This window comes from Streptomyces sp. NPDC044044 (assembly GCF_056434405.1).
In genome coordinates this window covers 321104-347911 of record NZ_JBWKFG010000003.1, presented here as the reverse complement: position 1 = coordinate 347911, position 26808 = coordinate 321104, and the positions used below count along the sequence as shown (strand labels likewise).

At 70.8% G+C, this 26808-nt stretch carries 30 protein-coding genes; 15 read left to right on the top strand and 15 right to left on the bottom strand.

The annotated features are described in order from the left end of the window. Positions 1-145 precede the first annotated feature (145 nt). From AC07AG_RS12535 to AC07AG_RS12525, 3 genes are all read left to right on the top strand, one after another. Entirely contained in the window at positions 146-649 is a 504-nt protein-coding gene (locus AC07AG_RS12535) for a MarR family winged helix-turn-helix transcriptional regulator (RefSeq protein WP_249588096.1), read from the top strand. A gap of 104 nt (positions 650-753) precedes the next feature. Beyond that, positions 754-1236: a sigma factor-like helix-turn-helix DNA-binding protein gene (locus AC07AG_RS12530; RefSeq protein WP_478754473.1), complete on the top strand. Its 483-nt coding sequence runs from the start codon at positions 754-756 to the stop codon at positions 1234-1236. Then, complete coding sequence (locus tag AC07AG_RS12525; RefSeq protein ID WP_478754471.1) at positions 1233-1487, top strand: hypothetical protein; 255 nt, start codon at positions 1233-1235, stop codon at positions 1485-1487. The genes AC07AG_RS12530 and AC07AG_RS12525 overlap by 4 nt, the downstream gene beginning before the upstream one ends. 22 nt (positions 1488-1509) lie before the next feature. Here AC07AG_RS12525 and AC07AG_RS12520 read toward each other — a convergent pair whose 3' ends face one another. Continuing rightward, the gene (locus tag AC07AG_RS12520) at positions 1510-2664 is read right to left on the bottom strand and encodes a cystathionine gamma-synthase (RefSeq protein ID WP_478754469.1); all 1155 of its coding nucleotides are present in this window, start codon (positions 2662-2664) and stop codon (positions 1510-1512) included. Between the two features lie 89 nt (positions 2665-2753). On the opposite strand from AC07AG_RS12520, the gene AC07AG_RS12515 reads away from it, so the two are divergent. Further along, on the top strand, positions 2754-3872 hold the full coding sequence (locus AC07AG_RS12515) for a hypothetical protein (RefSeq protein WP_478754468.1): 1119 nt from the start codon (positions 2754-2756) through the stop codon (positions 3870-3872). Positions 3873-4024: 152 nt separating this feature from the next. Continuing rightward, positions 4025-4729 carry a peptide-methionine (S)-S-oxide reductase MsrA gene (gene msrA, locus AC07AG_RS12510; protein ID WP_478754466.1) on the top strand — a complete coding sequence of 235 codons (705 nt, stop codon included), beginning with the start codon at positions 4025-4027 and terminating at the stop codon, positions 4727-4729. A 13-nt stretch (positions 4730-4742) separates the two neighbouring features. Here the strand turns inward: msrA and AC07AG_RS12505 are convergent, their stop codons facing one another. After that, positions 4743-5153 carry a hypothetical protein gene (locus tag AC07AG_RS12505; protein WP_478754464.1) on the bottom strand — a complete coding sequence of 137 codons (411 nt, stop codon included), beginning with the start codon at positions 5151-5153 and terminating at the stop codon, positions 4743-4745. Between the two features lie 130 nt (positions 5154-5283). On the opposite strand from AC07AG_RS12505, the gene AC07AG_RS12500 reads away from it, so the two are divergent. From AC07AG_RS12500 to AC07AG_RS12490, 3 genes are all read left to right on the top strand, one after another. Continuing rightward, positions 5284-5925, top strand: a complete 642-nt coding sequence (locus tag AC07AG_RS12500; RefSeq protein ID WP_478754463.1) for an AAA family ATPase — start codon at positions 5284-5286, stop codon at positions 5923-5925. Between the two features lie 159 nt (positions 5926-6084). Further along, positions 6085-6744: an ATP-dependent Clp protease proteolytic subunit gene (locus AC07AG_RS12495; protein WP_249588107.1), complete on the top strand. Its 660-nt coding sequence runs from the start codon at positions 6085-6087 to the stop codon at positions 6742-6744. A gap of 4 nt (positions 6745-6748) precedes the next feature. After that, positions 6749-7360 (top strand): ClpP family protease, encoded by a 612-nt coding sequence (locus AC07AG_RS12490; RefSeq protein ID WP_361055301.1) that lies wholly within the window; start codon positions 6749-6751, stop codon positions 7358-7360. A 23-nt stretch (positions 7361-7383) separates the two neighbouring features. Here the strand turns inward: AC07AG_RS12490 and AC07AG_RS12485 are convergent, their stop codons facing one another. Further along, positions 7384-7824 carry a helix-turn-helix domain-containing protein gene (locus AC07AG_RS12485; RefSeq protein ID WP_478754462.1) on the bottom strand — a complete coding sequence of 147 codons (441 nt, stop codon included), beginning with the start codon at positions 7822-7824 and terminating at the stop codon, positions 7384-7386. Between the two features lie 65 nt (positions 7825-7889). Further along, the gene (locus AC07AG_RS12480) at positions 7890-8825 is read right to left on the bottom strand and encodes an aminoglycoside phosphotransferase family protein (protein WP_478754460.1); all 936 of its coding nucleotides are present in this window, start codon (positions 8823-8825) and stop codon (positions 7890-7892) included. Positions 8826-8868: 43 nt separating this feature from the next. Between AC07AG_RS12480 and AC07AG_RS12475 the strand changes: the two genes are divergently transcribed. Then, positions 8869-9666, top strand: coding sequence for an alpha/beta fold hydrolase (locus AC07AG_RS12475; RefSeq protein WP_478754458.1), 798 nt, complete (start codon positions 8869-8871; stop codon positions 9664-9666). 39 nt (positions 9667-9705) lie between these two features. On the opposite strand, the gene AC07AG_RS12470 is transcribed toward AC07AG_RS12475, so the two are convergent. Next, positions 9706-10092 (bottom strand): VOC family protein, encoded by a 387-nt coding sequence (locus AC07AG_RS12470; protein WP_478754456.1) that lies wholly within the window; start codon positions 10090-10092, stop codon positions 9706-9708. 211 nt (positions 10093-10303) lie between these two features. After that, positions 10304-10825 (bottom strand): VOC family protein, encoded by a 522-nt coding sequence (locus AC07AG_RS12465; protein ID WP_478754454.1) that lies wholly within the window; start codon positions 10823-10825, stop codon positions 10304-10306. Between the two features lie 92 nt (positions 10826-10917). Here AC07AG_RS12465 and AC07AG_RS12460 point away from each other — a divergent pair, with 92 nt between their 5' ends. Continuing rightward, positions 10918-11751 carry a helix-turn-helix transcriptional regulator gene (locus tag AC07AG_RS12460; protein WP_478754453.1) on the top strand — a complete coding sequence of 278 codons (834 nt, stop codon included), beginning with the start codon at positions 10918-10920 and terminating at the stop codon, positions 11749-11751. A gap of 3 nt (positions 11752-11754) precedes the next feature. Here AC07AG_RS12460 and AC07AG_RS12455 read toward each other — a convergent pair whose 3' ends face one another. Next, positions 11755-12813, bottom strand: coding sequence for an NAD(P)-dependent alcohol dehydrogenase (locus AC07AG_RS12455; protein ID WP_478754452.1), 1059 nt, complete (start codon positions 12811-12813; stop codon positions 11755-11757). 118 nt (positions 12814-12931) lie between these two features. On the opposite strand from AC07AG_RS12455, the gene AC07AG_RS12450 reads away from it, so the two are divergent. Then, a complete protein-coding gene (locus AC07AG_RS12450; protein WP_478754450.1) occupies positions 12932-13849 on the top strand; it encodes a helix-turn-helix domain-containing protein in 918 nt (305 codons plus the stop codon). 28 nt (positions 13850-13877) lie between these two features. Here the strand turns inward: AC07AG_RS12450 and AC07AG_RS12445 are convergent, their stop codons facing one another. Beyond that, positions 13878-14648, bottom strand: a complete 771-nt coding sequence (locus AC07AG_RS12445; protein WP_478754448.1) for a globin domain-containing protein — start codon at positions 14646-14648, stop codon at positions 13878-13880. Next, the gene (locus AC07AG_RS12440) at positions 14645-14920 is read right to left on the bottom strand and encodes a winged helix-turn-helix transcriptional regulator (RefSeq protein ID WP_478754446.1); all 276 of its coding nucleotides are present in this window, start codon (positions 14918-14920) and stop codon (positions 14645-14647) included. The genes AC07AG_RS12445 and AC07AG_RS12440 overlap by 4 nt, the downstream gene beginning before the upstream one ends. 170 nt (positions 14921-15090) lie before the next feature. On the opposite strand from AC07AG_RS12440, the gene AC07AG_RS12435 reads away from it, so the two are divergent. Continuing rightward, the gene (locus AC07AG_RS12435; RefSeq protein ID WP_478754444.1) at positions 15091-15462 is read left to right on the top strand and encodes a YybH family protein; all 372 of its coding nucleotides are present in this window, start codon (positions 15091-15093) and stop codon (positions 15460-15462) included. A 40-nt stretch (positions 15463-15502) separates the two neighbouring features. On the opposite strand, the gene AC07AG_RS12430 is transcribed toward AC07AG_RS12435, so the two are convergent. From AC07AG_RS12430 to AC07AG_RS12410, 5 genes are all read right to left on the bottom strand, one after another. Further along, entirely contained in the window at positions 15503-18784 is a 3282-nt protein-coding gene (locus AC07AG_RS12430; RefSeq protein ID WP_478755520.1) for a S8 family peptidase, read from the bottom strand. A gap of 189 nt (positions 18785-18973) precedes the next feature. Beyond that, on the bottom strand, positions 18974-19657 hold the full coding sequence (locus AC07AG_RS12425) for an ABC transporter ATP-binding protein (protein WP_478754443.1): 684 nt from the start codon (positions 19655-19657) through the stop codon (positions 18974-18976). Positions 19658-19717: 60 nt separating this feature from the next. Beyond that, positions 19718-21211: an ABC transporter permease gene (locus AC07AG_RS12420; RefSeq protein WP_478754441.1), complete on the bottom strand. Its 1494-nt coding sequence runs from the start codon at positions 21209-21211 to the stop codon at positions 19718-19720. 156 nt (positions 21212-21367) lie between these two features. Next, the gene (locus tag AC07AG_RS12415) at positions 21368-22627 is read right to left on the bottom strand and encodes a L,D-transpeptidase (RefSeq protein ID WP_361055264.1); all 1260 of its coding nucleotides are present in this window, start codon (positions 22625-22627) and stop codon (positions 21368-21370) included. Between the two features lie 254 nt (positions 22628-22881). Next, entirely contained in the window at positions 22882-23238 is a 357-nt protein-coding gene (locus AC07AG_RS12410; protein WP_478754438.1) for a hypothetical protein, read from the bottom strand. Between the two features lie 110 nt (positions 23239-23348). Between AC07AG_RS12410 and AC07AG_RS12405 the strand changes: the two genes are divergently transcribed. After that, a complete protein-coding gene (locus AC07AG_RS12405; protein ID WP_478754436.1) occupies positions 23349-23696 on the top strand; it encodes a hypothetical protein in 348 nt (115 codons plus the stop codon). On the opposite strand, the gene AC07AG_RS12400 is transcribed toward AC07AG_RS12405, so the two are convergent. After that, positions 23681-24997 carry an MFS transporter gene (locus tag AC07AG_RS12400; RefSeq protein WP_478754435.1) on the bottom strand — a complete coding sequence of 439 codons (1317 nt, stop codon included), beginning with the start codon at positions 24995-24997 and terminating at the stop codon, positions 23681-23683. The two genes, AC07AG_RS12405 and AC07AG_RS12400, sit on opposite strands and share 16 nt — an antisense overlap. Before the next feature lie 148 nt (positions 24998-25145). Here AC07AG_RS12400 and AC07AG_RS12395 point away from each other — a divergent pair, with 148 nt between their 5' ends. Together AC07AG_RS12395 and AC07AG_RS12390 are read left to right on the top strand one after the other, a co-directional pair. Beyond that, positions 25146-25901 (top strand): TetR/AcrR family transcriptional regulator, encoded by a 756-nt coding sequence (locus AC07AG_RS12395; RefSeq protein WP_478754433.1) that lies wholly within the window; start codon positions 25146-25148, stop codon positions 25899-25901. A 54-nt stretch (positions 25902-25955) separates the two neighbouring features. Next, positions 25956-26720 (top strand): PepSY domain-containing protein, encoded by a 765-nt coding sequence (locus AC07AG_RS12390; RefSeq protein WP_478754431.1) that lies wholly within the window; start codon positions 25956-25958, stop codon positions 26718-26720. Positions 26721-26808 lie beyond the last annotated feature (88 nt).

Sequence of the window (26808 nt, the reverse complement as noted above, 5' to 3'; positions counted from 1 at the left end):
GACATCCAGTCTCCCAGTTCACACCAGGGTCCTCCTGTGGTGACCACGTGCCGAGACTGGTTTGCGCAGCGCTGGTACGCCTCGCGTCCCGGCCGCGTACCCTGTCCCCCAACCCATCGCCCTCGCATGAAGTGAGCCCCCGGCCATGCCCACAACTCCGGACATGACGACCGCCAGCGATCCCGGCCTCCTCGACACGCTGCAGCACCAGGTGGCCGTGTTCGCCCGCCGTGCGGAGCAGACGCGCCTCGGCGGCGTAGGACAGGTCCGCAACTCCATGGACCGCGCCGCATACCTGCTGCTCAACCGCCTCGACAAGGAGGGGCCGATGGGCGTGAAGGCGCTCGCGGCAAGCATGGGCATCGACTCGTCGACAGTCACCCGGCAGGTCGCCCCGCTGGTCGACACGGGCCTGGTCAAGCGCACATCGCACCCCGAGGACGGCCGCGCCGTGGTGCTCCAGCTGTCGCCTCGCGGCGAGGCGCGCCTCAACGAAGTGCGGTCGTCGCGGCGTGACCTCATGGCCGAGTTGACGGGTGACTGGTCCCCGGAGGAGCGCGAAAGCTTCTGCACGCTCCTCACGCGCTTCAATTCAGCGCTCTCCGCCCGCCAGACGTCGCAGGCGGCTCCCGAGGCGCCCGCTTCCTGAGGTCCTGGGGCCGAAGGCTCCGCGGGCGCATGCCTCTTGACCTCGGCCGTGTGCCTGGCCTCATATGAGACCGGGGGCCGGTCCCCCTCCAGGCGGGAGGCGCGGTGCGCGAGCGGCAGGCGTCGGTGAACGCCCGCCGGGCCCGGGAGTTCGAGGCGTTCGTCGCGGGCGCGGCAGGGCGGCTGCTGCATGCCGCCACGCTGCTCACCACGGAGCCACCGGACGCCAACCCACGCGCGCGTGCCCTGCTGACCGGGTCCCTGGCCCACTCGTACGCGGCCTGGGACCGGATGCGCGGCGAGGATCCCTACGACCGCACCCGCCAGCAACTGGCCATCCGCTTCGCGCGCGGGGCCTGGCGGCGGCACCGGAGCCACGGCGGCGTCCTGGCCCGGCTCACGCCCCAGGAGCGGCTGATTCTCGTGCTGCGGCTGTACGAGGGCGTCGCCGAGGAACAGACGGCGGCGCTGCTCGGCCTGCCCGCCGACCGCGTGGGGGCGATCTGCGCCCGCGCGATGGAGACGGTCCTGCACCCGCCGCGCGGCCCGGCGCCACCGCGTCCCCTGAGGGAGGCGGCCCCGTCATGAACCAGTTCGACCGCAAGGAGAACGCGGTCCGCCACCTCCTAGACGACGGCACGCCCCCCTCGGTCCCGCCCGAGCTCTACGAGGAAGCCGTCCGCCGCGGCGGCCGCATGCTGCGCCGCAGAAGGGCGCTGCGCCGGATGCTGTGGCTCCTGCTGCTCGTGGCGGCGATCGCCTTCGTCGTCTGGGCGTCGATCGAGCAGCCGTGGGTGGAGCCGCCTTCGGAGACGACTCCACCGCTGACGGGCTGGTGACCGGGGGCGCGGGCCCTGCCCCCTAGCCCAGTGCCTGCTGCAGGTCGGCCAGCAGGTCGTCCGCGGACTCGATGCCCACAGAGAGCCGCACCAGGTCCGCGGGGACCTCGAGCGCCGAGCCCACCACGGAGGCGTGCGTCATGCGCCCCGGGTGCTCGATCAACGACTCCACGCCGCCCAGGGACTCGCCCAGGGTGAACAGCTTCGCGCGGTCGCAGACGGCGACCGCAGCCTCCTCGCCCCCGGTGACCTGGAAGGACACCATGCCGCCGAACGCCTTCATCTGCTTGGCCGCGGTCTCGTGACCGGGGTGGTCCGGAAGCCCGGGGTAGAGAACACGCGTCACGCGCGCGTGCCGCGTCAGCATCTCGGCGATCTTCGTCGCGTTCTCGCTGTGCCGGTCCATCCGGACGGCCAGCGTCTTGATGCCGCGAAGGACCAGCCACGCGTCGAAGGGCCCGGCGACCGCGCCCATCGCGTTCTGGTGGTACGCCAACTCCTCGCCAAGCTCGGCGTCGTTGACGACCAGCGCGCCGCCCACGACGTCCGAGTGCCCGCCCATGTACTTCGTCAGCGAGTGCACGACGACGTCCGCGCCGAGCGCGAGGGGCTGCTGGAGGTAAGGGCTCGCGAAGGTGTTGTCGACGACGAGGCGGGCCCCCGCCGCCTTGGCCACCTGGGCGACGGCGGCGATGTCGGTGATGCCGAGCAGCGGGTTGGAGGGGGTCTCCACCCAGATCGCCTTCGTACGGTCGGTCACCGCGGCCCGCACCGCCGCCGGGTCGGAGGTGTCGGCGACCGACCACTCGACGCCCCACCGCGAGACGACCTTCGCGAAGAGCCGGAACGTGCCGCCGTACGCGTCGTTCGGGATGACCACATGGTCGCCGGGAGCGAGCAGCGTACGCAGCAGGCAGTCCTCGGCTGCGAGGCCCGACGCGAAGGCGAGCCCGCGGCTGCCGCCCTCCAGCGCGGCCAGGTTCTCCTCCAGGGCGGTGCGGGTGGGGTTGGCGCTGCGGCTGTATTCGTAGCCGCCGCGCAGCCCGCCGACGCCGTCCTGCTTGTACGTCGACACCTGGTAGATCGGCGGGACGACCGCGCCGGTCAGCGGGTCGGCGGTGTTGCCCGCGTGGATCGCGACGGTCTCGAAACTCTGGCTCCTGAACGTGTCACTCATGTGGCCAGAGCCTAGTCCTGGACGCGGAGAGGGCTGACGAGTTCGAGACGGGTTCGCCAAGTGTCAGACCCGTCTGGTTCGCTTGTGTCATGGAGATTCTCTGGGCGCTGATGGCAGTGATCATGATTGGGGCGGTTCTGGGCCCGTTCCTGCTGCGCAGGCGCGGCGGAATCCGCCAGGTCGCCCCCGGTTCGCCGGACGCCGCGGACCCGGCGAACTACGGCTTCGCACGTCAGGAGGAGCTGGACATCCGCATGCCGGGCCCGGATCACGACCTCCTGGACGTCCTTGACGTGGTCCAGCAGTCGCAGAGCTGGAAGGCGGCCTCGCAGCTGCTCGCGGGCACGGAGGTGCACGGCGAAGTGCGCTGGCAGCGTGTGCAGGCGTTCGCGGGTGCGGCTTCCCTGGAGCTGCAGCGTCGTCCCGGCGGGGTCAGCGACCAGCCCGGCGGGCAGTGGCTGCGGGTGTGGCGTGCCGAGGCGCCCAAGGACGCGGGCGGCGCGGCGGTGCACGCGGAGTTCCTGGTCCAGCAGGCCTGGCGGTCGTCGCAGTCCGGGACGGACGAGTTCCGGATCATCCTGGAGGAGGCGAGGGAGGCGTGCGCGCAGGCGGCGCTGCTCTCCCCCGGCGACCCCGTCCCGTACATCATCGAGCTCTCCATCACCCGTGGCCTCGCGTACCCCCGCGAGCAGTTCGAGCAGCTGTGGCTGAAGATCCTGGACCGCGCGCCCGCGCACATGGGGGCGCATCTGGCGGCCCTGCACTACTGGTGCGAGAAGTGGCACGGCTCGCGCGACCTCGCGCACGACTTCGCGGAGGCCGCGGCGGCCCGCGCCCCCAAGGGCTCGCTCCTCTCCGCCCTCCCGCTCTTCGCGGTGTACGAGCACCTGCCCGAGGTGAATCTCGTCCGTGGTTTCTACGAGAGCGAGGTCGTCACCAAGGCGGTCGAGGGCGCGCTCTACGCGGTGCACTCCGCCCGCCCGGACGACCCGATGCTGGCGCACGTCCGGCACCTCCTGATCTTCTTCCTGGTCCGCAGCGAGCGCTGGGCGGAGGCCATGAACCAGCTGATCCACGTGGACGGCCACGTGGGCGCCCTGCCCTGGACGGTGTCCTCCGACCCGGCCGCGGACTACGCGGTGTACCGCGCGCTCGCGGTCGCGGGGTACGAGGCGAACGGCGGCAGCCCGGCGACGCTGTCGCACTGAGAACCGAGAGACGGGCGGGCCGAGGAATGCGGCTCTCCAAGAACACGTTGACCCAGTAGCCGCCGCTGCGTACGCAGGAACGTAGGTACGCACGTGCGTCCGCACCGCCCGCCTCGCCCGCACAGCCCGCACCGTTTCTGGAGGACAGCCCGATGCTCTTCGGCCGCACGCCCGAGCTCCCCACCCCCGAGCAGGCCCTGAAGGGCCGCGCGACGCCCGAATTCGAGGTCCCGTCCCGCCACACGGTCCTCGGCAACCCCCTCCTGGGCCCGTACCCCGACGGCCTGGAGATCGCGGACTTCGGGCTCGGCTGCTTCTGGGGGGCGGAGCGCAAGTTCTGGCAGACGGAGGGCGTCTGGACGACGTACGTCGGCTACCAGGGCGGGTCCACGGAGAACCCCTCGTACGAGGAGGTCTGCTCGGGTCTGACGGGACACGCGGAAGTGGTCCGCGTGGTCTTCGACCCCAGCCGCGTCTCGTACGCCGCGCTCCTCAAGCTCTTCTGGGAGTCGCACAACCCCACGCAGGGCTTCCGCCAGGGCAACGACGTGGGCACGCAGTACCGCTCGGCGATCTACACGCACTCCTCCGACCAGGAGGCGGCCGCGGTGGCGTCGCGCGACGCGTACCAGCAGGTGCTCACGTCGGCGGCGCACGGCGAGATCACCACGACCATCCTCCCGGCGGCTCCCCGCCCGTTCTGGCCCGCCGAGGGATATCACCAGCAGTACTTGGACAAGAACCCCGACGGCTACTGCGGAATCGGCGGCACGGGCCTGCAGCTGGACAGCCCCTCGGAGACGAACTGGGGCCGCGCCTGCCCGACGGGGATCGCTCCGGCACCCACGGCGGAGTGACACACCGCCCGCATCACTCGGCCTCGGCGAGGCGCCAGGCCACCATCCCGGCGGCTCCGGACCTGCTCTCCGTGTCGATCCTGAGCCGACCGGGCGGGTCGGTGACGCGGTGGAGGACGGGGACTCCGTCGCAGTCCACGGTCTGACTGACGGGCTTCTTCGGGCCCACGGAGAGGGTGATCTTTCCCTTTCCGGCGCAGGCGACGGTCGTTTCCGTACCCACAGCCCTCTCGGCCTGCTCGCCAAGCCTGCGCTCGTCGTGGGCTGTTGAGGGGGAGGTCGAGGGGGACGTCGACGGGGACGTCCAGGCGGACGTCGAGGGGGACTCGCTCTTCTCTGAACCGCTGGTACAGCCGGTGACAAGGGCGGCGGACAGCAGTGCCGCGCAGCAGGCCAGAGCTCGGCCCACGTCCCGTCGTCGCATGTGATTTCCCCCTACGTCTTCACTTCTCGCCTGGTCAGGCGGGTCAGGCGGGTCAGGCGGGTCAGGGAGGAATCTATGCCTATGCCGCTTCCGCCATCCCGGCGGACTCCCGACCTCGTACGCTCTGCGCATGCTTCTGTGGATCAACGGCCCCTTCGGAGGCGGCAAGACGCAGACCGCGCACGAGATCCGGCGACGGCTTCCCGGCAGTGTCATCTGCGATCCGGAGCACGTCGGTTTCGGGCTGCACCGCATGATGCCGCCGCCCCTGCGCGGGGACTTCCAGGATCTGCCGGCCTGGCGGCAAGGGGTGTACGAAGTCCTTGACCTGGCCCTCACGAAGCACGGCGGGACGGTGATCGTGCCGATGACCGTCGTGGAGCCCGCGTACTTCCAGGAGACCGTCGGCCGCCTGCGTGAACGCGGGCACGACGTACGCCACTTCGCGCTCCTCGCCGACCGCCGCACCGTCCTGCGACGCCTGCGCGAGCGCGGCTTCGGACACGCGGTGCGCGCGGTGGCCGGCAAAGACGCCCCGCTCGCCCCGCTGCGCCGCGAGAGCTTCGCCGTGTCCAAGCTCGACCTGTGCCTGGAGCGCCTGCGCGAACCGGAGTTCGCCGAACACCTGCGGACCGACCACCTCACGATCCCCCAGGTCGCCGACCACATCGCGGCCGCGACGGATCTGACGCTGACCCCGAACACGGACCACCCCCTGACCGGCCGCCTGCGCCGCGCGTGGACCGGGGCGAGGCACATCCGCTTCGACTGACCGAGGGGGCCCGCACGCGGTGGGCCTCCCCGAGGCCTCTGCCGTCAGCGAATCTGCCACAGGCCAAGAACCCTTACGTGCCGCAGGCGGGCCGTCGATGGTGGTGGGACCGGGTCGCGGCCGGCAGGAGTGCCGCCCCCACCGTCAGGAGGACGAACGATGCCACCACTCGGCCATGGCTGGGACCCCGCCCTCGTGCCCCGCGCCTCCGAGGGCGAGACGCCCGCCACCCGCTTCGACGACCATCTCGCCGCCCAACTCCTCGACCAGCGCATCATCTTCCTCGGGACACAGGTCGACGAGGTCTCGGCGAACCGCGTGTGCGCGCAGATGCTGCTGCTCTCCGCCGGGGACCCGCGCACCGACATCAGCCTCTACATCAACAGCCCCGGCGGTTCCGTCACCGCCGGGCTCGCCATCTACGACACCATGCGGCTGATCCCGAACGACGTGTCGACCCTTGCCATGGGGTTCGCCGCCAGCATGGGGCAGTTCCTGCTGACCGTCGGGACCGCGGGGAAGCGTTTCGCGCTGCCCAACGCGCGGATCATGATGCACCAGCCCTCCGCCGGTATCGGCGGGACCACCGCCGACATCGCGATCCAGGCCGAGAACCTGGAGTTCACGAAGAAGTCCGTCGAGCGGATCACCGCCGAGCACACCGGGCAGTCGCAGGAGACCATCTCGCGTGACGGTGACCGTGACCGGTGGTTCACCGCCGAGCAGGCCAAGGAGTACGGGATGGTCGACCGCGTGCTTGATTCGCTCGCCGATGTGCGGCCCGCGGCGTCCAAGCCGCGGATGGGACTGGGGGTCTGAGGACATGAGCCAGTACACGATTCCGACCGTCGTCGAACGCACCCCGCAGGGCGAGCGCGCCTACGACATCTACAGCAGGCTCCTCTCGGAGCGGATCATCTTCCTCGGCACCGAGATCGATGACGGCGTGGCCAATGTCGTCATCGCGCAGTTGCTCCACCTGGAGTCGTCGAACTCCGAACGCGAAGTCTCCATCTACATCAACTCGCCTGGTGGGTCCTTCACTTCACTCATGGCCATCTACGACACCATGAGCTTCATCAGCGCGCCCATCTCGACCGTCTGCGTCGGCCAGGCCGCCTCCACCGCCGCGGTGCTCCTCGCCGGAGGCGACCCCGGGCGGCGGTTCGTGCTCGAACACTCGCGGGTGCTGCTCGGGCAGCCCGCGAGCGGCGGGCAGCAGGGAACGGTCTCCGATCTCACCCTCCAGGCCAAGGAGATGGTGCGGATCCGCTCGCAGGTGGAGGAGGTGCTGTCCCGGCACTCGGGGCACGATGTCGCCACGCTGCGCGCGGACATGGACCGCGACAAGGTGTTCACCGCCGAGGACGCGGTGGCGTACGGGCTCGCCGACGAGGTGCTCAGCCGGCGCATGCTCGCCGCCGCAGCGGCCTGAACGGAACCGCACCCAGGGAGCGTTCATGCCGCCAGGCGGATGTCTCCCTGGCGCGGTCGCGTCGGCCGGGCCAGGGAGGCATTCGCCTGGCGGGTCAACTCGGTCTGGGCCAGGGAGAGCAGGTCCGCCAGGCTCAGGCCGAGCGCTCGGGCACCGGCCGCGAGGACTTCGGACGAAGCCTCCTTGCGGCCGCGCTCCAGCTCGGAGAGGTACGGCATCGAGATGCGGGCCGCCTCCGCCACGTCCTTGAGCGTCCGCTCCTGAGCCTGACGCTCACGGCGCAGCACGTCACCGACCACGTCCCGCCACAACGGCTCTTTCGGCTTCGGTGACGCGGGCGACACGGGCGACACCGGTGCCACGGGAGTCGTGCGCACCGAGCGCGGGCGCAACGGGATGACGCGGGCCTGCCGCTCGGTCTGCGGGGCCTGCTCCGGCTCGTGGTACCGCTCGTGGCTGCTCACCCCTTCAGGGTAGGAGCCGCACGGTCTCCGGGGCAGCGATCAGCGTTCCGCCCCCGGCGAACACCTCACGTCAGCGCCTCCGCCAACGCCTCCGTCGCCTTGATCACCCACGCCGGATCCCCGTGCCGCAGCCCCCAGTGCGCCGCCGTCACCGCCCGCGCCTGCGCCCACCTCCGGGCCCGCTCGCGGTCGACCTCCGCCGCGTCGGCGAAGACGGCCAGGCGGCGCAGGGCTGCCGCCTTCGGGTCGGGGGCGGTGAGCAGCGGCTCGAAGCGGCTGCGGAGCAGCGTGATCGAGTCGTACGCCGGGTCCCCGACATAGCCCTTGGGGTCGATGGCGAGCCAGGGTTCGCGTTCCGACCTCAGTACGTTGGTGAAGTGCAGGTCGCCGTGGATCAGGGTGTCCGGCTGGTCCGCGCCCAGTTCGCGTACGGTCCCGATCGCCGCCGCCACCACGCGGGCGGGCAGCGGTGACCCCAACTCCCGGTCCTCGTCCCGCAGTTCGCACTCCCACTCGGCCACGAGCGAACTCATCCGCGGCAGTCCGCCGGGCGCGGGCACGGCGAGACGGCGCGCCAGGCGCCCGGCCACGGTCACCGCCTCGTCGGTGTCCTCCACGTCGGCGAGAGAACCTGGTCCCGCCCGTTCGAGGAGCATCGCGAACCGCTCGTCCCGTTCGTGCAGGCGGGCCGCGCCCCGGCCCGACCACACCGCGAAGGCGTCGGGCTCGTACACGTTGCCGGGGTGCGGGAAGGAGATCTTCAGGACGGCGGGCGTCGCGTCGTACCGCCGTCTCACGGGGACGACGATGCCGACCTGCCCGTGCGTGACCGCTTCCGCCTGCCCGTGCGTGACCGCTTCCGCCTGCTCGCAGTCCCAGCGCCGCAGCAGCTCTTCGGCCAGCTCCGGCAGGGTCGCGAGCCAGGCCCGGCCCCGCTCGCCCTCCCGCTGGACCGTGCCGCGCGCGAAGTCCTCTGGTACCTCGATGGGTGTCCCGGTCATCCCGGCACCCTAGCGAGGACGGCATGTGGCTACGGTTCACCCCATGCCCCTCGCTGAAGCCGCCGACGGAACCACCCTGCACTACGAGGTCCACGGCTCGGGCCGCCCTCTCGTCCTGCTCAGCGGGCAGTCCAACAGCCGCCGCTGGTGGGACCCGGTGCGCGGCGACTTCGCCGCCGCGTACCGGACCGTCGTCGTCGACTGGCGCGGCACCGGCGAGAGCGGCCACCCCGAGACCGACAGCTACAGCACTCCCGGTTTCGCCCGCGACGTCGTCGCCGTGCTCGACCACGCGGGGATCGACCGCGCCCATGTGTACGGCACGTCGATGGGCGGGCGCGTGGCCCAGTGGATCGCCGCCGATCATCCCGAGCGGGTCGACCGTCTCGTCCTCGGCTGTACGTCACCGGGGGCGCCGCACGGCGTCGAGCGCGGGCCCGAGGTGCGGGCGGCCCTCAGCCAGCCCGACGCCGCGGCGGCGCACCGCGTCCTGAAGGAGCTGATGTACACCCCGGGCTGGATCGCCCGGCAGGGGGCACATCCGGTCTTCCACACCCTCGGCGACCCGGACATGCCCGCGCACGCGCGGCGCCGCCATCTGCGGGCCAGCGCCCGGCACGACGCCTGGGACGCGCTGGTGCGGATCACGGCGCCGACCCTCGTCGTGCACGGCACCGACGACGTGTTCAACCCGACCGCCAACGCGCCGCTGCTCGCGGAACGCATCCCGGGGGCGCGGATGCGGCTCATCCCCGGTGCGCGCCATGCGTACTTCGAGGAGTTCGCGGAGGTCGCCACCCCGCTCGTGCTCGGCTTCCTCGCGGGGGAAGCAACTGGGTAAACGGCGGGGGGAAGCAGCGGGGGAAGCGGGCGGAAGGGCCTAGGAGCCGCTGCCGTACGGCCTCGTCAGGATCTCCAGGACGTGGCCGTTCGGGTCGTCCCAATAGGCGCCCCGGCCGCCGTCGTTGGTGTTGATCTCGTTGACGATCTTGTGGTGCGGGTCGGCCCAGTAGGTGAGCCCCGCGCCCTTGATCCGGCCGAAGATGGCGTCGAACTCGTCATCGGAGACCAGGAAGGCGTAGTGCTGCGGGGTGATCGGCCCGCCGTCGCTCTCCAGGTAGTCGAGCGTGACCCCGTTGGGGATCTCGACCGGGAAGAACGGGCCGTACTGGGGGCCCACTTCGAGGCCCAGGATGTCGGCGAGGAACTGCGCGGACGCCTTGCTGTCCTGCGCGGCGACGATGGTGTGGTTGAGCTGGATGGTCATCGTGCGACCTCTTCCTGCGTCTGATTCCGACGTCCGACCGCTACGTCAGAAGTGCCGTGTTGACGCCCACCACACTAGGCACGGGCCGCGCGCCCGGCATCGGTCACACGGCCCCCCACCGGCTGCGCAATGCGGCCTAGGGCCGCGGGCCGAGTCGAGTTCCGGCCACGCGCGACGGGACCTTGCGCGGCGGGACCCGGAGCGGCGTGACCTAGCGTCCGTCCGGGGTCGGGCGGTGCTCGACGTACTCGATGATCGTGCCGTCGGGATGCCGGGCGCTGAACCCCGCACCCGTCGGCACCGGCTTCGGCGCCTCGGTGATCTCCGCGCCCGCGGCCGTCAGCCGTTCCAGGTACGGCTGCAGACGGTCCACGAGGAGCGTGCCCGCCGTGGCCCTGAAGGGCGCGAGGCTCTCGTCCGTCCCCTCGATCAGGAGGAAGCCACCGACCGCCGCGAGCGCGAGGTCCAGGTCGGGGTAGGTGAACCACATGTCCCGTTGCGCGCCGAGCAGTTGCTCGTAGAAGGCGGTGACGGACTCCAGCGTGCCGGGTCCGGTGAAGACGCGCACGAAGGTGCGGGGCTCGGTCAGGCCGGAGGAGTCGGTGGAGCGGCGCCACATGACGGCGCCGTCGGAGGGGTGCCGCTCGGAGGGGTGCCGATCGGAAGGGTGCCGCCCGGAGGGCTGCTGATCGGCAGAGTGCTGTGCTGCGTTCTTCGTCTCGGATTCAGGCATGGGCCAAGGCTCGCGGCGCCCGCCGTCCGCAACCAGTACGCCGTTCATGGGGTGACCGGCACTCATAGGCTCCGCGTCCTACGCTTGCCATCATGACCACCGCGGAAGAGACCGCCAGGCGCGGCGAGCTGGGGACGTTCCTGCGCGCGTACCGCGAGCGCCTCGCGCCGGACGAGGTCGGGCTCCCGGCCACGCCACGCCGCCGCACCCCGGGGCTGCGCCGTGAGGAGGTCGCGGCGCTCTCCGGGGTCGGGGTCGCCTGGTACACGTGGCTGGAGCAAGGGCGCGTGGATACCTCGCGCCAGGTGCTCGACGCGGTGAGCCGCACCCTCCGCCTCGACGGTGACGCACACCGCCATGTCCTCGCCCTCGCGGGGTTCGCGCCGCAGCAGGCAACGGATCCCGAGGACACGGGCACAGGCACGGGCACAGGCACAGGCGCCGATGACAACCTCCGCGCCATGATCGGCGGTTGGTCCCAATCCCCTGCCCTGGTCCTCGCCCCGGACCTGACGATCACCGCCTGGAACACCGCGTACAGCTCCCTGTGGCCCGACCCCGGCGACTACCCCGCCGAGCGGCGCAACCTGCTGCTCCTGCTGATCGGCGACCCGGCCCACCAGCGGCTCCTGCCCGTCTGGGAGCCCCTCGCGCAGGATCTGCACCGGCACTTCCGCGCCCGCGCGGACACCCTCCCCCGCGACCCGCGCGTACAGGCCCTGACCGAGCGCCTGCACACCACGCGTCCCGACCTCGCCCACTGGTGGGCCTGCCGGGCGGTGGGCGGCTTCGCTCCTCGTACGATCGAAGTCGTCGGCGGGGACGGCGGGTCGCGGACCTACGACGCCGCCCTGCTGACCGCGGCGGGTCAGCAGGGCGGCGGTTGCGTCCTGGTTCTCACGCCCGGCCGGAGCCAGGGGGCGTGACGGTCAGATCGTGGCCGTGTCGATCACGAAGCGGTAGCGCACGTCGCTGGCGAGGACGCGCTCGTACGCCTCGTTGATCCGGTCGGCGTCGATCACCTCGATCTCCGAGCCCAGACCGTGCTCGGCGCAGAAGTCGAGCATCTCCTGGGTCTCCTGGATGCCGCCGATCATCGAACCCGCGAGGGTCTTGCCGCCGCCGATCACGGAGAACAGGTTGAGCGAGACCGGCTCCTCGGGGGCGCCGACGTTCACGAAGGCACCCTCCGAGCGCAGCAGGCCCAGGTACTTGTCCAGCGGAAGCGGCGCGGAGACCGTCGAGAGGATCAGGTCGAAGGAGCCGGCCAGCTGCTCGAAGGTCGCTTCGTCGCTGGTCGCGTAGTAGTGGTCGGCGCCGAGGCGCAGGCCGTCGTCCTTCTTGCGCAGGGACTGCGAGAGGACGGTCACCTCGGCGCCCATGGCGTGTGCGATCTTGACGGCCATGTGGCCGAGGCCGCCGAGGCCCACGACGGCGATCTTCTTGCCGGGGCCCGCGTTCCAGCGGTGGAGCGGGGAGTACGTGGTGATGCCCGCGCACAGGAGCGGCGCGGCGACGTCCAGGGAGAGGCCGTCGGGGATGCGGACGGTGAAGGCCTCGTCGACGACCACGTGCGTGGAGTAGCCGCCGTAGGTCGGCTCGCCGTCCTTGCCGAGGCCGTTGTACGTCGGCACGTTGCCCTTGAGGCAGTACTGCTCGAGGCCCGCCTTGCAGTTCTCGCACTCGCGGCAGGAGTCGACCATGCAGCCGACGCCGACGCGGTCGCCGACGGCGAACTTGGTGACGGCGGAGCCGACCTCGGTGACGACACCGGCGATCTCGTGGCCCGGGACCATCGGGAAGATGCCCTCACCCCAGCCGTCGCGGGCCTGGTGGATGTCCGAGTGACAGATACCGGCGTACTTGATGTCGATCAGTACGTCGGACTCGCCCACCGGGCGGCGCGGGACGGTGGTCCGCTCCAGGGGGGCCTTGGCGGACGGGGCGGCGTAAGCGGTGACGGTGGTGGTGCTGGTCTGTGCGGTCATGTCGTCAACCGTGCCAGCCTCGCGGACATCTACCCAGGTCACAGCTTTGCGTACGTCCAGTGGTCCTACTACTGGTGGGGACAGGCTCGTACGCCTGCGAGCCCGGATACTGGAATACATGAACGCCGACGCCGGGCAGCCCCAGCCCACCCCCGCACCCGAGCCGCTCGACGGCCGCGCCGAGCTCAGCGAGTTCCTGCGCACCCGCAGGGCCCGGCTCCAGCCGGAGGACGTCGGCCTGCCGAACTTCGGGCGCCACCGGCGGGTGCCGGGGCTTCGCCGCGAGGAGCTCGCGCAGCTCGCGGGGGTCTCCGTCGCGTACTACACACGCCTTGAGCAGGGCAACGGCCGCAACGTCTCGGGCGAGGTCCTGGACGCGATCGCGCGCGCCCTGCGGCTCACGGACGCCGAGCACGCCCACCTGACGCACCTGGCCAAGCCCAAGCAGCACAAGAAGAAGCGCGCGGCCCGCCCGCAGCGCGTGCGGCCCGCGCTGCTCCAGCTCATGGACGCGATGGACGGCGTCCCCGCCTACGTGGTCGGCCGCCGCTCGGACATCCTCGGCTGGAACCGCATGGCCGCCGCGCTCTTCGGCGACTGGGGCGCGCTGGCGCCCGAGGAGCGGAACTGGGCGCGGATCTGCTTCCTGCACCCCGAGTCCCACACCCTGTTCCGGGACTGGGAGCAGAAGGCGTCGGACCTGGTGAGCTTCCTGCGGATGGACGCGGGCTGCTATCCGAACGACCCGGCGCTCTCGGCCCTGGTCGGCGAGCTCTCCGTGAAGAGCGAGGAGTTCCGCGGCCTGTGGGCCACGCACGACGTGCGGGAGAAGGGCCACGGCGTCAAGCGCCTGCACCACTCCCTGGTGGGCGATCTCACCCTGTCGTTCGAGACGCTGCGACTGCCCGACGATCACGATCAGTCACTGGTGACGTACCACGCGGAGCCGGACTCGGCGTCGGCGGAAGCCTTGCGGCTGCTCGCCAGCTGGGGAGCGGACGCGACGCGCACCGGTGCGGCGGGCGCCGGGAAGTAGCACCGCGCACCACCCGGCGCCGCGATCATCACGGCTGGTAGGGAGGCGCCGCGCCCCAGTTCCACCGCGGAACCGGCTGGTCGGTCGGGCGGCCGGCGTCCGGGCCGGAGAAGTAGACCGCGAGCCGGGTGCCCCACTCGACGTAGGCGAGGAAGGCGGAGCGGAACTCGGCGTCCGTGGGAAGACCCGCGTCGTCCGCCGCGTCCTGCATCAGGTTGACCCAGCGGCGGCGCTGCGGCTCGGTGATGCCCTTGCCGAGGTGCTTGCCGACCATCTCGGCGTGCCCGCCGTGCTCCTGCGAGTAGGTGGCCGGGCCGCCGAAGACCTCGCCGAGCCACTGGGCGACGTGCAGCGCGTGCTCGACGGGCAGGCCGTCGAAGAGCGGGGCGAGGAGGTCGTCCTTGAGCACCTTCGCGTAGAAGATCTCCGTCAGACGCCCGAAGCTCTCCTCGCCGCCCGCCCACGCGTACAAGGTCGGTGTGGAGGAGCCCGTGCCGCGCACGGTGGTGGGTGTGTAGTGGCGCATCTCCTCGATGTTCTCGACGTACGGACGGATCTCCGCGAAGAACTCGCGGAAGAGGTCCGAGTCGCGGAAGCCCTCCAGGTGGTCCTTGGTGGAGGTCCAGGTGATGCGCAGGACGAAGTGCTCGAAGTCCTCCTCGCAGCGGGTGAGTTCGTAGTCGATGCACTGCGGTGCCGCGGCCAGGGGGACGGCGGCCCGTGTGTACGCGGAGAGGAACTCCGCGGAGCGCTCGGAGGGGATGCGGTAGCGGATGTACTCGACGGTATGGGCGGTCATGTGACGTCGGCTTCCTCTGGGGTGGGTGGTGCCGGCACGCGTGCTCCCCAGTCCCACAGTGCCTGCAGGACCGGGCCGAGTTCTTTTCCGTGGGGGGTGAGTTCATAGGTGACCGTGGGGGGCCAGCCGGGCGTCCTGGTGCGCAGGACGACGCCCGCGGCGACCAGCTGGGCGAGCCGCTCTGTGAGCACCTTGTCCGACAGCTCCGGCAACGTGGAGGCCAGTTCGCTGTACGCGTAGGAGTCGGCCCGCAGCAGCTCGCGGACGATCAAGGTGGTCCAGCGGCCGCGCAGGGCGGCGAGGGCGATCTCCCCACGGGGCAGCCGGGGCTCGGTGCGGCGACGCGGGCCCTGGGGTCGTCCGGGAGCCCCTGGCTTACCGTTCGGTGAGTCACGAAGCCGCCTCCTACTGTTGCCGACAGGACCACACAGGAGGGTTGCACATGGCAACGACGGCTCTTCCCACCCGCCCCGAGGATATCCCCGCGGCCTTCGCCGAGCGGTTCAACAGCGGCGATCCGGGCGCGGTGCGCGAGCTGTACGAGGAGAGCGCCGCGTTCGTGCCGGAGTCGGGGACACCGGTGCACGGGAGCGCGGAGATCGCGAAGGAGAACGGCCCGTTCCTCGCGATCGGGCTGCCCATCTCCGTGCGCCCGCGCCATGTCCACGTGTCCGGCGACATCGCGCTGCTCGTCGTCGACTGGGAGATCGAGGGCGTCGTGCAGTCCACGGCCACGGACGTGGCACGCCGCGGCGCCGACGGGTACTGGCGATACGTGATCGACAGTCCCTTCGGCGCCGCGGTTCCTGCCTAGACAGCGCGCGGTGCGGCTGTCTCGTCGACCGTCGTACGCGCTACTTGCCGTAGTACGCGTTGTAGACCGACAGCGTCGACTTGTTCCCCTTCTTGTCCGCGATCTTGGCGTGGAAGGAGATCCCCTTGCCCGCGGCCGGGTTCTTGACCTTGATCTTGCCGCCGCTGACGGTGACCTTCTCCCAGGTCTGGCCGTAGTCGTACGACACGTACGTGGCAAGGGACTTGAGGTTGGAGCCCGCCGCCGCGCCCAGCACCGTGACCGGCACGGACTGGGTCTCGCCGGCCTTCGCCTTGCTGCTCAGGTCGACCGCCGGGGCGAACCGCGCCGTGGAGACCGGCAGCTTCGCGCTGTCGGCCCTCTTGGAGCGGAACGTCCAGCTCGCGTCGATGCGGGTGGAGGCCGCGGCCACCTTGACGCTGCGCTTCACGGAGGTCGACAGCTTGTACTCGGCCTCGGCCGCGGGGACCTTGAACGTGGAGCCGCCTGCCAGCGGGTCCTCGTTCTCGCCGATCTTGGTGGCGCCCTTGTAGAGGGTCGTCTTCACCGAGGTGTAGAGCGAGGAGCCCGCGTGCGTCTTGCCGTCGGCGAACAGCGGCAGGGAGCCCGTGATCTCGTTGCCCTGCCGGAAGACGCCGTACTCGCCGCCGATGCGCGGGCCGAAGACGGCCGTGTTGAACGTCTTCTCGTAGCTCTTGCCGCCCGCGAACGTCTGCGCGGCGCCCAGCGTGTATCCCGCGTCCTGGATCGGCCAGCCGTCCGGGTCGACCCCGGCGTGCTGCTCGAAGTTCAAGCCCCACTTCACGTCGTCGGCCGTGGACAGGTACAGCGTCCGGGTGCCGGGCAGTGTCTGCGGAACGTTGATCGAGGAGCCGCCCGAGCTGCCGGGGAGGTACCCCAGGGCGCCGATCGTGCCCTTCTTCCCCTTCGCCGACGCGCCCAGGTTCACCTTCACCGTGGCCAGTTCGGACGCCTTGAAGTGCTTGGTGTAGCCCGTGGCGACCTGCTTGACCTTGCCGCCGAGCACGGTGTCGTACTCGGCGTCCTCACCCTTGGTCCAGTGCCCGTCCCACTGCTGGTGCAGCGAGCCGTCGGTGATCTGCGGGCCCAGGTGCGCGGTGCGGAAGTCGGTGTACGAGTCGAGCCACCAGCCGAAGGAGTAGCTGCCGCCCGGCACGTCGACCGTGTAGTCGGGGGACGCGAAGAACGACTTGGCGTCGGCCGACGGGACCGTGATGTCGACCGGCTTCGCCGTGCGGGCGTCCAGCGTCACCGTGGTGTCCTTGGTGATGCTCAGCTTCGGCTGGGCGATCCAGTCGGCGCCCTTGGTGAAGTCGGTCGGGTCAGCGTACATGCTGGTGTTGAGCAGGTAACCGCCCTTGGGGACACGGACCTTGACCGTGCCGGACGCGTCGTACGGGTTGAAGGACTTGTCGGCGGCGAGGCCGGAGACACCCTCCAGGTCGCTGTCGTAGTACTTCGGGGCCTGTCCGTCACGCCCGATGTGCTTCAGCGTCAGCTCGTACGACTCGACCTCACGCTCGACCGCGGCCGCCGTGCGCACGGACTGCCCGGCGCCACTCGCCACGACGTACGCGGAGTACGCGCCGTCGACCGTGCCGCCGAGCTTGGTGTCGGTGGTCAGGTCGACCGCCGCCGTGCCGCCCGCCGGGACCTTCAGCGTCTTCTCGCCGAGCTTGAAGAAGCCCGCGGGTGCCGGGGCGCCCTTGGGGTTCAGGCCCGTCACCGCCAGGTCGAGGGTGACGTCGTCCTTGCCGAGGTTCTTGTACGTCACCTTCTTCGTGACCGGCTTGTCGTCGGTGTGCGGCCACTGCTGCGGCTCGAAGGAGAGCGACACCGGCTCGGCGATCACCGACTGCTTGATGGCCTTGTCGACGGCGATGCGCCCCGAACCCTGCTGGAACGGCGTGTACTTGCCGCCCTTCGTGGACGCGGTCAGCGCGCCCTTGAGCTCGGCGTACTTCCAGTCCGGATGCTGCTGCTTGAGCAGCGCGGCGGCGCCCGCCACGTGCGGGGTCGCCATCGACGTACCGGAGATCGTCAGATAGCCCTCGGGCTTCTGGCCGACCTCCTGCTCGATGACGCTGCCGGGGGCCGCGGCGGCCGTGATGTCCACGCCGGGGGCGGTGACGTCGGGCTTGATGGCGCCGTCGCCGACGCGCGGGCCCTGGCTGGAGAACTCGGCCAGCTTGTCGTTGTCGTCGACCGCGCCGACGGTGAGGGCCGCGTCCGCGCTGCCCGGGGAGCCGACGCTGCCGGGCGCTCCGTCGTTGCCCGCCGCGATCGCGAAGAGGATGCCCTTGTCCGCGGAGAGCTTGTTGACCTGGGCTTCGAGCGGGTCGACGCCGGGGGTGTCTCCGCCGCCGAGGCTGAGGTTGACGATGTCGGCGCCCTGCTCGGCCGCCCAGTCCATGCCCGCGATGATCCCGGAGTCGTCGCCGAAGCCGCTGTCGTCGAGGACCTTGCCGTTCAGGAGCTTGGCGCCGGGCGCCACGCCCTTGAGCTTGCCGCCCGACTTCGCGCCGGTGCCGGCCGCGATGGAGGCGACGTGGGTGCCGTGGCCGTAGTGGTCGGTGGCGTCGGCCGCCGGGGTGAAGTTCTTCGCGCCGACGACCTGGTCCTTCAGGTCGGCGTGCGTGGCGTCGACGCCGGTGTCCAGGACGGCGACCTTGACGCCCTTGCCGTCGAACCCGGCGGCCCAGGCCTTGTCGGCGCCGATCTGCGGCACGCTCTTGTCGAGGCTGGCCTTGCGGACGCCGTCCAGCCAGACCCGGCTGACGCCGGACGCGGTGGCGCCGCCCTTCTCGGCCACGAGCGCGGACCACAGGTCGGCGGCGTCCTGCTTCGGGGTCGTGATGGCGTCGGCGTTCAGGGACTTCAGGGTCCTGCGGACCGTGGTGTCACCCGCGGCACGCACGTCGGACCTGGCCCCCGCCGCCGCTCCCTTGTAGCCGACGATCAGCCTGAGGCCCTTCTTCTGGGCCCTGCGGTTGTCCTTCTTGGCCAACTCGGTGATGTCGAACAGACGCTGATCCAGCTTGCCGGTGGCTATCAGGCGCTGTGCGTCGGCCGGGATCACGAGGGTGTGGCCGCCGACGCGCTTGGTCATGACGGGGATCCCCTCGCGCCCCTTCGCCCGCTCGAAGCGGGTGACGCGCCCCTTGGAGTCGGCGGTGACGCGGTCGCCGGTGACGAGCGTGATGCGGTGCGTGGTCCGTTCGGCGCTGTCGAGGCCCGCCTGCCGCGCGGCTGCCGGGGTCGCGTCCGGCGACTGCTTCGCCGCCGACGCCGGGCTGGTCATGCCCGCGGCGAGGGCCACGGCCGCCGCTGTGGCGATCGTGGCCCCGTAGGCTCTCTTCACTTTTCTGCGCAAGTCTCCCCCTGGAGGTCAAGGGGCTCCCGCCCCTGGACGAGGAAGTATTGCCCAGAGCCGAACATCTGCTCAATAGTGCGTCAGAAGTTCAATAGCGCGTCACAAGTGATGAGTTGGTCACTGGTGGGCCCGCTCCGTGACCTTGATCTGCCCGCGCCGGATCGTCGCGAGACGCGGCGCCTTCCGTGCGATCGCGCTGTCGTGCGTGACCATCACGAACGTCAGGCCGTGCTCCTTCCAGAGCCCTTCGAGCAGTTCCATGATCTCGTCGCGCATGGACTCGTCGAGGTTGCCGGTCGGCTCGTCGGCGAGCAGCACCTTCGGCCGCTTGACCAGGGCGCGGGCGATGGCGACGCGCTGCTGCTGGCCTCCGGAGAGCTCGGCGGGCAGATGGCTGCGGCGTTCGCCGAGGCCCACCGACTCCAGGGCGTCGGCGGCGCGTTCGCGGCGGTCGGCGGCGCGCAGGCCGAGGGGGACGAGCGCCGTCTCGACGTTCTCCTCGGCGCTGAGCGTGGGAATCAGGTTGAAGGACTGGAAGACGAAGCCGATGGACTCGGCGCGGACCTTGGTCAGCCGCGCCTCGGGCAGCGCGGCCAGATCGACCCCGTCGAGCTCGACGCTGCCGGACGTCGGCCGGTCGAGCCCGCCGAGCATCTGCAGGAGCGTGGACTTGCCGCCGCCCGTCGGACCCTGGATGACGAGCCGGTCACCGTCGCCGATGGCCAGGTCGACCCCGGCGAGCGCGTCGACGCTCTCCTTGCCCCTGCGGTACTGCTTGGTGACGCCTCTGAGCTGATACATGGTGTGACTCCTGCGATACGTAAGGGGGTTGGCGGCGTGCGCGGTGGTCGCTGCCGCCGCCTACTCGACGCGGCGCAGGGCGTCCGCGGGCCGCAGCCGCGAGGCACGCCAGCCGCCGAAGGCGCCCGCGACGAGACCACCGGCCACGGCGAGGCCGACGGCGAGCGCGATGGTGGTCGCGCTGACCGGCGCGGTCAGCGAGATGTCCAGGGCCTTGGAGGCCGACTCGCTCAGCGCGGCTCCGGGACCGCCACCGCCGGGGCCGCCGCCCATGGCTCCGCCGCCCGCCTGTCCGCCGGCCGAGCCGAGTTGCGCCGTCAGGGTGGGGCTGATCGCCGTCACCACGTAGGCCCCGCCGAGGCCGACGGCGATGCCGAGCACTCCGCCCACCAGGCCGTTGACGACCGCCTCGCCGACGACCTGCCGGGTGACACGGCCGCTCCTCCAGCCGAGCGCCTTCAGGGTGCCGAACTCCCGTACGCGACGGCTGACGGCCGACGACGTGAGCAGCCCCGCGACCAGGAAGGCCGCGACGAGCACGGCGATCGACAGCCACTTGCCGACGCTGGACGCGAGGTCGGACGCGGTGGAGAGCGAACCGGAGACGGTGTCGGCGAGGTCGGCCGATGTGGTCACGGTCGTCCCGGAGACGTTCTTCTGGATGGCGCTCTTGACCGCGTCGATCTGCTGCGAGTCCGCGGCCTTGACGTACACGGTCGTGATCTTGTTCTTCGAGTCGGCGAGGGTCTGCGCACGCTTGAGCGGGACGTAGAGGTTGGCCGCGGCGTCCCCGCTGTCGGGCGTCGCGATGCCGACGACCTTGATCTTGGTGCTTGAGATCGTGACGGTGTCACCGACGGAGAGCTTCTTCTCCTTGGCGTACGAGGCATCGGCGACGGCCACCTTGGCGTCGGACTCCGACCCCGTGAACGTACGCCCCTTGCTGATCCTGGAGGAGGTCAGCGGGCCCAGGTCGAGCTTGCTGACGTCCGTGCCGTAGACGCTGTAGGAGTCGACGTCGAAGTCGGCGCCGCCGCCGCGCACCCGCCCCTCCTGCTCGTCGCCTCCGCCACCGCCGGGCGGCTGCGCCTTGCCGGTGGAGCCGCCGGGCGCCTGCTCGAACTCACCCCGCTCGAACTGGCCGTCGACCTTCATGACCTGCAGGCTCAGCCCACCGACGGCATCGGCGACACCGCTCTGGCCACCCACATCGGCGACGGTGGCCGAGGAGAGCGTCTGGAAGCCCTGCACCATGACGCGGTCGCTGCTCTGCTCCTTGCCGTCCTCGTCGTCGGAGTCCTTGGCGTCGAACTTGAAGCGGGGGCGCCCGGTCTGGCCGCTCCCCTCCTTGGGCGGGGTGGCCGCCTTGGTGACGGTCATGTCGGTGCCGAGCCCGTAGAGCGACTCGAGGACCTTGCCCTGCGCCTGCTTCATGCCGGACGACACGGAGCTGACGACGATGACCAGCGCGATGCCGAGCGCGAGTCCGGAGGCCACGACGAGGGCCGCTCTTCTGCGGCGGCGCAGCTCGCGCCTCAGGTAGGTGAAGAACATGTGCGTGAAGCTAAGTACGCACCGTGATGAACGGATAAGGGCGGCATAAGAGAAGGATGAGAAGCCCGAACGGCGGCGGCCCGCACCCCCGTTGAGGGGTGCGGGCCGCCGCCGCAAAGGTGAAGAGGGCTACCCGGTCATGTCCGGATCCGGGTCTCAGACCGCGGAACCGGCCTTCCACTGCGCCCAGTCCATGACCCAGCCGTTGAAGCCGTTGTCCGGCTGGACCGTCTTGTCGCCGGTGTTCCGGACGTCCACGACGTCACCGACCATCGAGTTGTCGTAGAACCAGGCGCCCGGGGTGCTCTTGTCGTTCGCACCCTTGGCGTCTTCCAGGCCCACGCAGCCGTGGCTGGTGTTGGCGCCACCGAAGATGGACTTGGCGCCCCAGTAGTTGCCGTGGATGAACGTGCCCGACTGGGACAGGCGCATGGCGTGCGGCACGTCCTTGATGTCGTACTCGCCCTTGCCGTCGCCGTCCGTGAAGCCGACGGTCGCGCCGTCCATGCGGGTCTCCTTGAACTTCTCGGAGATCACCATCTTGCCGTTGTACGTCTTGTTCTCCGGGGAGCCCGCGGAGATCGGGATGGTCTTGACGACCTTGTCGTCCCGCATGACCTTCATCGTCTTCGTCTTGGCGTCGACGATGGAGACCTGGTTACGGCCGATCTTGAACTGGACCGTCTTCTCCTGGACGCCGGTGACGCCGTCCGCGCCCTCGACGCCGTCCAGGGCCAGCTTCATGGTGACCGTGGAGTTGCCCTGCCAGTAGTCCTCGGGGCGGAAGTCGATGCGGTTGTTGCCGAACCAGTGGCCGACGACTTCCTGGCCGCTGCTGGACGACACCTTGATGGCGGACTGGACGTCCTTCTTGTTCGTGATCGCCTTGTCGAAGTTGATCGACACCGGCATGCCCACGCCGACCGTGGAGCCGTCCTCGGGCGTGAAGTTCCCGATGAAGCTGTTGCTCGGCGATACCGTCGTGAACTTCGAGTTCTCGTGCGCCTTGCGGCCCTCGGAGTCCTTGGCGGTGGCACTGATCTTGTACGTGGTCGCCCGCTCCAGCTGGCCGCTGGGCTTCCAGCTCTTCTTGTCGGCAGCTATCTCGCCGGCCACCGCCGTACCCGCCTCGGTCGTCATCTTGACGTCCGTCAGCGAGCCGTTGCTCACCTTGACGGCAGCCGCGCTGTTGATGCTCGCGTTGTCGGAGCCGTCCTTGGGCGCGATCTTGATGTCGGCGTCGGAGGTCTTCTTGGCGGCTGCCTCGTCGACCTGGTTCTGCGACTCCTTGCCGCCGGCGCTGCTCTTGTCGCCGTCGTCACTGCTACAGGCCGAGAGCACCAGGACGCCGCCGACCAGAGCGGACACGGCCGCAAGACCCTTGCGCCGTCCGCGCTGCCGCCTACTGTCCGTCATCACACGCTTCTCCATCGTTGCCGAAATCCCCAACACGCCAAGAACGCCGAGAGTCCCCGTAGTCCCGCATAACGTCCTGCCCGGTTCGTCCCGTTCCACTTCCGCCGAAGATGTGGGGAACACCACGTCATGCGATGCGCCGGTGACAGCCGTGCACCTCTGAGACGACGGAACCCCGGGCGGCGGTTGCCGTCCGGGGCTACGGGTTCCGTTTTTTCCGTCCGGCAGACGTACTACTTTCCGCCTACCGCCCGCTACCCTCGGCCACCGGCGCCGTCCCCATCGCCGTCCTCGTCGTCGTCATCATCCTCGTCCGGGTCCCAGTCAGGCGAATCGGGGTCGTAGTCGATCTGCTCGCTGCTCCAGGAGGCCTGCGAGAGCTCCACCCCGGGTACGGCGCTGACCAGGTCGAACGGGTCCACCAGATAGGCGAGTGCCTCCGCGTCGTCCTCCTTGACGGCCGTCTCGGCATGGAGACGCTCCTCGGCGGGCATGTGCTCGTCCTCCGCGATCCGGCGCAGCGCGGTGGCCGCGAGATCGCCGGAGTCGTCGACCTCCACCACCAATTCGACGCGGAGTCGTACAAAACGTGATGTCTCAGATGTGCTCATGAGTCGGAGCGTACGACCCATGACCCCCGCGACTTTCCCGCGACCCGCGCCTTTCATTACCATCGCCCCACACGGCCAATTCGCCAGCGCCACAAGGGGGATCCGATTCCGTGTCCGCACGTCGATCGCTGCTCACCGCCACTGCCGCAGGAGCCCTCCTCGGCGCCCTGTGGTTCGTTCCCTCCGCCAATGCGACGGCGACGTTCAGATCACCGGAGGCCCCTGACACCACCCGGGTCGTCCACACCGAACAGCGCCGCGCGACGCTGCCGTCGGACGACACCGCCGACACCGCCGACACCGCGGCCCCGGCCGATGCCCGCCTCGCGGACACGGGCGCGGGCGTCGACACCACGCCGTACCTGATCGGCGGGACGGCGTTCCTGGGGCTCGGGGCGGGGTTCGTGGCGTATTCCGTACGGCGGGAGCAGCGGGGGCCCGCTTACCGAGGGGCCTGAGGGGCGCTCTTGTCGGCCTGTCCCCGGGGGGTCGTCTCCTGCGGGACGGCCGTCTGCGCGCCCAGCCTCGCCCCCCGTAGCGCGGGGAAGCCCGCGGCCACCACAAGCGTCGCCACCACGCACACCAGGCCTCCCGCGGTCACCGCGGCCCGCGCGCTGCTCAGCTCGGCGAGGAAGCCGACCGCCGCGTTGCCCAGGGCAGGGGAGACCGTCGCCTGGACCATCCAGAGGCTGCTGACCCTGCCGCGCAGTTCGTCCGGGGTGCCGTGCTGGAGCAGGGCCGAGCGGAGGGTCTCGGAGATCAGGTCGCCGAGACCGGCAAGGGCGAGCAGGACCAGGGCGAGCGGCAGGTACGACGTCAGGCCGAAGCCCGTCAGGGAGAGACCCCACACGAGGACCGCCCCGACCAGCGCGTGCCCGCCCGCCCGTGCCGTCCAGCCGCTGGTGGCCGCGCCGACGAGGGCGCCGAGCGCGGGCGCGGCGTAGAGCAGGCCGACCACTCCGGGCCCGCCGCCGAACTGCTCGTCCGCGAGGACCGGATACAGCGCCTGCGGCATCGTGAAGACCATCGCCGCCGCGTCGATGAGCAGCAGCCCGACGATCAGGCGGTGTCCCCGTACGAAGCGCACGCCGTCCGCCACGGCGGCGAAGGCCTGCCGGACTCCCTTGCCCGGGGCCGCCGTCGCGGGCTTCGCGGGCGGCAGCGGGCGCACGAAGAGCAGGGCCACGGTGAAGACCAGGAATCCTGCCGCGTCGACCGCGAAGCAGGCGGCGATTCCGGGTCCCGCGATGAGGACGCCGCCGAGCGCGGGGCCGAGCAGCGCGGCGAGCTGCGTGGACGCCGCGGTCAACGCGCCCGCCGCCGCGAGGCGTTCGGTGCCGACGAGGGCGGGGATCGCCGCCATCATCGCCGGTCCTCCGAGCCCCGCGAAGAGCCCGGTGAGGCCGGTGGCCACGTAGATCACCCATAGCTGGGGGTGCGGCAGGAGCGCGTTGGCCATGAGCCCGGCCGCGACGAACGTCAGGGGGAGCCGGGTCACCAGCATCAGGAGGCGGCGGTCCCTGCGGTCGGCGAGTACTCCGCCGATCAGTACGCCGACGACGAGCGGGAGCGCCCTGGCCAGGCTGACCAGGCCGATCTGGAGGGGCGATCCCGTGAGCTCGTAGATCTGCACGGCCACCGCGACGCTCGTCATCAGGGTGCCGAGCAGCGCGCCGAGGAAACCGGCGTAGAGGAGGCGGAAATCGCGGTGCTCGCGCAGTGGCGTGAGATCCATGGCGAGGCCGGACAGGCGAGGCATGAGCGGCTCCAAAAGGGGTTAGGCCAGCCTTACTTGGATCACTCTGGCGGGGCCGCTCGTTAAAGTCAACGTGTGTGAAGTTCAAGGAAGACGAGAGGAGACGCGCGAGACGGCCGCCGTCGCGACGGGAGCGGTACCTTCAGGGGCGATGCACAGTGAGACCCCGGAACAGACTCCGGAACCCGAATCCCCGCCCGGCGCCGCCAGGCCCCGGCGGCGCCCCACCCACCGGAAGGGCCGCGCCACCCTCACCCGTGAGGGCTTGGGCCGGGCCGCCCTGGAGTTCCTCGGCGGGCGCCCGGCCGCCGAGCTGACCATGCGCTCGCTCGCGGACGAGCTGGGCGTCTCGCCCCGGGCCCTCTACAACTACGTGGAGGACCGGCGGGATCTGATCACCGTCGCCGCCGAGGTCTTCGAGGCGCGGTGGCAGCCGCCGGAGCTGGACGCGGGGCAGTGGCGGGACTCCCTGCGCGGCTATCTCCGGGATCTGCGGGCCCACTACCGGCGCCATCCGGGCATGACCACCCTCGCGCTCGGCGAGAACATCACCACGGCCCGCCACCCGGCCATGCTGCGCAACGTCGACGGGCTCATCGGCTTCTTCACGGAGGTCGGCCTGCCCCTGCGCGACGCCTACCTCGCCTGCATGGAGTCCATCCGGCTCGTCGTCGGGTTCGTGGAGCTGCAGGACCGCGCGTTCGACCGGCCGCCTCCCGACCTCGACCCCGCCGACCTGGAGCAGGTCCCACCGCCATGGCTGCGGTCCGGCTCGTCCGGCGCCGGGGACGAGCTGCCGTACCTGCGCCGGGCGAGCGAGGAACTGGTGGCCGAATCCCCTGACGCGCTCTTCGAGTTCGCGGTGGACGTACTGACGGATGGGCTCGCGCGCCGGGCACTTGGGTGACCCTGGCCGCGCGGCAACACGGCCGGATACGGGTCGGCCGCTAGGCATGCGGACATGAGATTCGAGCCCCGGCTGAAGAAGACCGGAACCCCCCGCGCCCGCCGCCTCCGTCTCGTCGGCGCCCTGTGCGCCGTCGCGGCATCGGCAGCCCTGGTGACAGGCTGCGGCGGGGACAGCGACAAGTCGTCCGCCGACGCGACATCGGAGGCGGCGAAGACCGTCCCGAAGGAGGCTCCGTCGGAGAGCCCCACGGGCAGCGCGTCCCTCACGCAGGACCAGCAGGAGCGCAAGGCGCTGCTCGCCGCCACCAAGGTCACCTACGACAAGGCCGCCGACACGGCGGTGGACAAGGTCTCGGGCAGCAAGCTGACCGACCTCGACCTGGAGGGCCTTGACGACGACAACGACAGCGACGATGACGACGACGCGAGCGGGAGCCCCAGCCCGAGCCCGAGCGGCAGCTCGGCCGCCCCGCAGTGGGTCGCCGAGGTCGCCGAGAAGGACGGCACCGTGCACAACGTCCGCATCGACGCGGTCTCGGGCAAGGTGATCAGCTCCGCGCCCGAGAACGACCAGGACGCCGACGACAAGAAGGAGACGGCCGACTGGCTCTCCCGCGTCAAGCAGTCGCCTGAGCAGGCGGCCAAGGTCGCGACGGACAAGAAGAAGGGCACGGTCACGTCCATCGGCCTGGACGACAACGACAGCAACACGCTCGTCTGGTCCGTCGACGTCGTCACCGACGACTGGAACAAGACCGACTTCGAGATCGACGCGGTCAAGGGCGACATCACCCGTGAGGACGTCGACCGCGACTGACGGCCCGTCACCACGCGAAGGGGGCGCCGTCACCTGGTGACGGCGCCCCCTTATGCGTACGTACCTTATGCGTACGTACGAGACGCCT